A 6,384-nucleotide genomic window follows, 5' to 3' on the forward strand; every position below is an offset into this window, starting at 1 on the left:
CGACGATAAAGCCAAGGACGGAAACTCTTGACGCATAGTTTGCAACAATTCGTCATGCATCCCGATCAGATGTCTGGCTTCGGAAGGGTCGGAAAAATTAAATATTTTTTCTGCCAACATAATCTCCTTATTTACCGAAATGGCGGACTGCTTTACCACCCAAATAATCACATTTGCGACCTTGGAAGGTCTGTCTTGTCGCCATTTCCGATTCAATCATATCGCGAATTCGCCACCACCCCATGCTCCAGTTCGAAAAGTCGGTCGCTTCTTCGGGAGCTCTGCCGATGAGGCGTTGAAATACTAAATCACTACGCGAGTACTCCAGAAACGAAATAACTCTGTTTACGTACTCTTCTACTGTAATCAAACTGATTTCGCCATTCTTGTACCATTGTGCCATACGCGTATTTTTAATGATATACAGAGCATGAAGCTTTACTTCATGAGTCGGCAAAGCTGAAATAATCTTTGCCGTTTCAATAGTATCGACCTCGTCGTCACCGGGAAGACCGATAATAACATGAGTACAATTGCGAAAATCATAGTCTCTCAGCATCATGAGGGCATCGATATATTCGGCTACGCCGTGTCCCCTGTTAATCTGTTTCAACGTTTTATAATTGACGGTCTGAAGTCCCAATTCCACGGTAATATCGACACCGTACCTTTGCCGAACGTCATCCATAATATTCAGGTACGTCCGGTTCAGACAATCCGGTCTGGTCGCTACGGCAAGGCCCACAACATCGGGTAAGCAGGCCGCTTCCAAATACTCACGGAACAAATTAACCGGCACATACGTATTGGTGAAATTCTGAAAATAAGCGATAAACTTTTCGGCTTTATACTTAGGGCCTATATGTTCCTTATTAGCCTTCAGTTGCTCCTCGATGGTGACGGAAGCAGGCAGGTTTTCATATCCCGCCCCGATGGCTCCGCAGAAAGCGCATCCGCCTGTACCTAACCGTCCGTCCCGATTGGGACAGGTATCGGGAATGCTGACCGGCAACTTATATACTTTCTCGCCGTACCGTTCCTTTAAATACGACGAATACATTCTGTAAGGTGTTTCCATAATTCTCCTCTAAGGCTTATTTATAACATGCCTTGAAACTCCCTTTTTCTCTTGTCTGGCAATAACCCGTACAGCTCCGTCAAAGGGCTTTCCCGTTATCACTTGTGCTGCCTCGGGTGACAAGGGCCATAGCTGATATCTTCGCTTTATGTCACGCATATTCGTAAATCGATAATCATCGTAATAGGTCTTCATCAAAGGCTCGTTCCTAAACACCCCATCCCATTCGTTGCGATGGCAGGCTTTTTGGGAAAATCCCGGTTGCAGACGAAAGGCAAAGGAAATTCGCACATTGAAATCGAGCAGTTCAACAGCCGTTTCCTTACCTCTTTTCTCGATTTTTTTCGAATCACGAACAAATTCATACAACAAGTCAATGAGCGTACGATCCGACAATAAGCCTTCATCACCGTGAACCTTGTCAATAAAGAGCGTCACCTCATCATAAAAAACAAAGGGGCTCTCGTAAAACGGCACGACATAATTGAGAAAATCCGTAAATTTATTACTGTTATAAACGCGTTCGAATACATCCTCAAACCGTTTCATTCGGCGGACTTGACCAAAAGACAACCAAGCGGTTTCTAATATCTCATACGGACCATCCGGGTCAAATCGGTAGTCTTTTGCAAAGCGATTCCGTATACCCGACCCCTTAAGAAGCTTCAAAAAGCCTATTTGCAGCACATGCGGTTTCAGAGCATAAATTTCATTGAAAGACTGCTGCAAATGCTCCATCGTTTCATAAGGCAACCCGACAATCAGATCTAAATGAAGATGCACCGATTGATAATCACGCAAGGTCTTCATAACTTTCTCAATACGAGGCCAATCGTTGACCCGACGCACGGCATTCAGAGTCCTCTCATAAGTGGACTGAATTCCCATCTCCATTTGTATGCGCCCCGGTGGGGCCGCTTTTAAAATTTCCAAATCCTCATCGGTCAAAAATCCCGGTTCGATTTCCAAGTGAAAGTTAATATCTTCCGGTACGGATACAAAAAAGCGCAACAATGTCCGATAGTGCTCGGGATTACAGTTAAAGGTCCGATCCACAAACTTTACTTGCTTAACTCCGGCAGCAATAAAGCGCTTTAACTCACTTATGACGGTACGGGTATTGCGAAATCGCACACTTTGACTCATACCTGATAAGCAATACTGACATTGAAAGGGACATCCTCTGGAGCTTTCGTAATAAATTATTTTATGCGAAAGTTTCGAAAAGTCTTCTCCTTCGTAAGGAAAAGGTAAGGTATTTAAATCGGCTACCTCGCAAAGTTGTTTTGACCCTTCAAGTGTATTCCCGTTCCTAAAAAGAACCCCTGTCAGTTCGGGTCTTTCAATTCCTTCTTCCCACGACTGAATTAACTGAGGTAAAACTTCTTCACCTTCACCTTGCACTATACAGTCAATATAATCGTGTTCCTTCAATACCGCCTCGGCTGTATACGACACTTCCGGGCCGCCGAGAAAAATTTTGCAAGACGGAAGGACCTCATGTATGAGTCGAGCCGTTTTTAAGGTCATTTCAATATTCCAAACATAACAAGAAAGCCCTACCGCATCGGCACGGTGAGCATAAATGCGTCCTACAATATCATATAAATTGTGATTTATGGTATATTCCGCCGTTTCCGTATTCGTCAGTCCCCGTTCTTTACAGGCCAGTTGCAAATATCGCAAGGCCAATGACGATTGCACGAATTTTGCATTTAAGGCGGCTAATAACACTTTCATGTAACAGGTAATCCTCCCGTCGCTACTGAAAACGTGAGCACTTATCTTTATTATTATACTGCAAATCATACCTTTACGGAATGAAAAAGAGGCAGAATTTCCGCCTCTTTAATGCCAAAGTTATTTGTTTTTACGCCGATATATGACGACACCTACAAGGCAAATAAGAACGACCACAGCTAATCGCCCCGGATGTTCGGTAATATAAACCAAATCATGCCCCAGCCAAACCTCAATAGCTACAGCCGGAAGTTTTCCCAGGAAAGTGGCTCCCAAATGATCCGAAAAGGAAGTGCGCCCCGATGCGATGAGTGCCGTTAACAAAACATTGGGTGTATACGGCAAAGCTCTGGCAATAAAAACATTGCGAAACGTACTGTACCCGTCAATACGACTCAGTTTATCGCTCTTGGCAATAATACGCTCAGCCGTACTGCGAAAGACGGTACGCATGACAATAAAGCCTGCCGTACAGCCGAGAAATTCGCCAATCCACGAGACGATAATACCCGGAATAAGACCGAAAACAAGACCATTGACAATGAGAAGCGGCAACGATGGAAGCCCCGTCATATTCGTCAACAAAATCATGAGTATACTGATGGCCATGGAAAGGTATCCATACGAAAGGATATATGCCTGCAACCCCGGCACATTCCCGTCCATAGCCAAGGTAATCAAGGTACTGTAAAAGCCGGGCAAGGCCAAGTGTATACCGCCGAGGATTAGGGCTATAATCAGACAGGCACCGATTTGCATCTGCCGTTCCGTTATGCCGTTATATTGCTTCATACTTACTCCTTAAATACTTATAGTAATATCGTCTATTATACTTCCCCTCTCATTTCTTGTCGATACACAGAAAGACCCGCATCTTATCGATGCGGGTCTTATAAAGTTTATTAAATCTTTCCTACTAAATCGAATCCCGGTTTTAAGGTCTTGCTGCCCGGTTTCCATTTTGCCGGGCACACTTCGTCACCGTGAAGGTGAACAAACTGTGCAGCCTGTACTTTACGCAACAATTCATCTGCATTTCTGCCGATATTGCCGGCACTTACTTCATATAAAACGACCTTGCCTTCCGGATTAATGACGAAGGTTCCCCGTTCTGCAAGTCCCGCATCTTCGATATATACGTCCAGATCTTTGGCCAAAATACCCGTCGGGTCACCGATCATGGGAAATTCCACCTTACCGACCGTAGCCGACGACTCATGCCATGCTTTATGGACAAAGTGTGTATCGCAGGAAACGGAGTAAATTTCACAATTTATCTTGCGAAAATCTTCATACTTATCCTGTAAATCGCCTAATTCCGTAGGGCACACAAATGTAAAATCGGCAGGATAGAAGAAGAATACACTCCACTTCCCTTCCAAAGCATGAGAAGTAATTTCTTTAAAAGCACCCTTTTGATAGGCCTGTAATGAAAAATCGGTTACTTTCTTTCCGTTAAGAGACATAGTCTTTACCTCCTTTAACTGATAACAATTATCATATAGTTAGTATAAGGGATGTATTTGACAATGTCAATAATCATTCTTATTTAGCAAGGCTTGTTAAAATTTGCAACTCCGTAAGACTATCTGCCTTGTCCTTAATGCGCCCGCCTTTGTCAATAATGATCCATACAGGCGGCGATTTAATAATAAATTCCCGCCATGAACGTATATCTGTATGATATGACAGGAAATCATACTTCTTAACGTCTATGTATGCATAGCCGTCAGCAGCCGTTCCGTCTGTCATAACAGCGCAAATATAAACGGAATCACCGGTCTTTTTTTTCACATCTTCTAAGGTATCCAGTCCTTCTTTTGAATACTCCGTCCACGGATGCCAAAAGTACAGGCACACAGGCTTTTCATTGTATAAAGTACGCAGTCTGACAGTCTCTCCGCTTCGGGTTTTCAACAAAATATCGGGAGCCAACACTTCAGTTTCTGACCGAATCAGATCGGCCGTATCCTTGCGTCCTTCCATATCTATCCGTGCAGGATCCTTCCCCGGCCACCAAACGAACAATAAAACCAGGCATATGAAAGCCAACCCGAAAAATATGATATTTTTACGTTTTTCGCTTCTCATGGCCGTTCCTCTCTTAAAATATACAAACGCCCCGTAAGGGGCGTCCGGAATTAATGTATCAATTCATACCAGCTGTCGGCAATATTCGCAAATTCCTGTAAGGTTAACGTTTCGCCGCGGCGACTCCCGTCTATACCGGATGCTTCCAGCATGCGAGAAGCCTCTTCTGCCGGAATTCCGCCGCCTTTTAAAGCGTTTAATAAGGTCTTACGCCGTTGGGCGAAAGCAAACTTCACAACTCTAAAGAACAACTTTTCATCCTTCACTACTACGGCGGGCTCATTCCGTACTTCCATACTTACCACTGTCGACGTTACGGCCGGCGGAGGCAAGAAAGACTGCGGGGAAATATCAAATTCACAGCGTGGCTTCGTATAGTACTGGACGGCCACGGACAAAGCTCCGTAAATACGACTTCCCGGCTTAGCCGTCATACGTTCGGCAACTTCCTTTTGCACCATAACAACCAGTTTACGAATGGGTAACCGTTCTTCCAAAAGCCGCATAATAATGGGGGTCGTAATATAATACGGCAAGTTGGCACAAACCGTAAAGGAACGCTCATTCATTTCCTTGTTTATATCTATTTTCAAAATATCGCCGTGAATAATCCGAACATTCTCGTAATCTTCTAATGTTTTGTCCAAAATAGGTAAAAGGCGATCATCAATTTCTACCGCTGTTACAGATGCCTTCGTTTCCGCCAAAGCCTGTGTCAGCGTACCTATACCGGGCCCGATTTCAAGGACTTCGTCTCCTTCACCTATATCTGCGGCTATAGCTATATTTTTGACCACATCGGGGCGAATCAGGAAATTCTGGCCCCATTTTTTACTCATCCGTAAATTAAAGCGTTTTACAATGTAGCGAACCACATCGGGATTCGCAATGACTGTCCCTTTCATCATTACCCCTCATTTAAGGCCGCCAAGGCGGCATTCCATTCATCTCTTGTCACGCCGTAACCGTTAAGGCGGCGCAAAAACTGTTTAGCATTGCCGTAGCCGATTCCCAATTTGGCTCCCACAAAGGCCCGTCGTTCGGAAGCATCCGTCGTCCCGTTTAAGCCGTTTTCCGATAAATCGGCAAGAGTAAACTCATGTTGCGGTTCGAACTGAAGGCATCGTGCCTGTTCCAGAGCCCGTAAAATAGAGTCTCTATTCGCCTGCTCAATGCCCAAGTCATCATTGGCAATGGCCTCTTTTCGCGGCACAAAGGCATGCTTAGCCATAGGAAATTTGTCTGTCAAGTACTTACGAATGCGTTCACCCGCCCCGTCGGGGTCTGTTAAAATAATGATTCCCCGTCTTTCATAAGCCGCCCGGATTGCTTCCAACGTATGAGGAAGCAGATTAAAGCCGTCCGTACGAATAGTATCAGCCTCAATCCGGCAGGCCCGAATGCGCGCTTCATCGGCCCGACCTTCTACGACGATTACTTCCTTAATCATAATGTAATGCCGTCCCCTTCTTCAA

At 44.7% G+C, this 6,384-nt stretch carries 7 protein-coding genes; all 7 read right to left on the reverse strand.

Translation table 11 applies throughout. The features are described 5' to 3' along the window. Positions 1–127: 127 nt before the first annotated feature. The 7 genes from PGX78_RS05390 to rnmV all read right to left on the reverse strand — a co-directional run bounded on the left by PGX78_RS05390 (position 128) and on the right by rnmV (position 6,359). Entirely contained in the window at positions 128–1,078 is a 951-nt protein-coding gene (locus tag PGX78_RS05390; protein ID WP_270445769.1) for a TIGR01212 family radical SAM protein, read from the reverse strand. 9 nt (positions 1,079–1,087) lie between these two features. Then, a complete protein-coding gene (locus PGX78_RS05395) occupies positions 1,088–2,818 on the reverse strand; it encodes a B12-binding domain-containing radical SAM protein (RefSeq protein ID WP_270445771.1) in 1,731 nt (576 codons plus the stop codon). 120 nt (positions 2,819–2,938) lie between these two features. Then, the gene (locus PGX78_RS05400) at positions 2,939–3,610 is read right to left on the reverse strand and encodes a TVP38/TMEM64 family protein (RefSeq protein ID WP_270445772.1); all 672 of its coding nucleotides are present in this window, start codon (positions 3,608–3,610) and stop codon (positions 2,939–2,941) included. Positions 3,611–3,720: 110 nt separating this feature from the next. Then, the gene (ahpC, locus tag PGX78_RS05405) at positions 3,721–4,284 is read right to left on the reverse strand and encodes an alkyl hydroperoxide reductase subunit C (protein WP_006942686.1); all 564 of its coding nucleotides are present in this window, start codon (positions 4,282–4,284) and stop codon (positions 3,721–3,723) included. Positions 4,285–4,363: 79 nt separating this feature from the next. Next, positions 4,364–4,909 carry a TlpA family protein disulfide reductase gene (locus PGX78_RS05410; RefSeq protein ID WP_270445774.1) on the reverse strand — a complete coding sequence of 182 codons (546 nt, stop codon included), beginning with the start codon at positions 4,907–4,909 and terminating at the stop codon, positions 4,364–4,366. Between the two features lie 50 nt (positions 4,910–4,959). Continuing rightward, entirely contained in the window at positions 4,960–5,814 is an 855-nt protein-coding gene (rsmA, locus tag PGX78_RS05415) for a 16S rRNA (adenine(1518)-N(6)/adenine(1519)-N(6))-dimethyltransferase RsmA (RefSeq protein WP_270445777.1), read from the reverse strand. A gap of 2 nt (positions 5,815–5,816) precedes the next feature. Then, positions 5,817–6,359 carry a ribonuclease M5 gene (rnmV, locus tag PGX78_RS05420; RefSeq protein WP_270445775.1) on the reverse strand — a complete coding sequence of 181 codons (543 nt, stop codon included), beginning with the start codon at positions 6,357–6,359 and terminating at the stop codon, positions 5,817–5,819. Positions 6,360–6,384: the final 25 nt, after the last annotated feature.

The organism is Megasphaera sp. AF13-6AC, from assembly GCF_027685385.1.
In the GTDB taxonomy this organism is placed as follows: domain Bacteria; phylum Bacillota; class Negativicutes; order Veillonellales; family Megasphaeraceae; genus Megasphaera; species Megasphaera micronuciformis.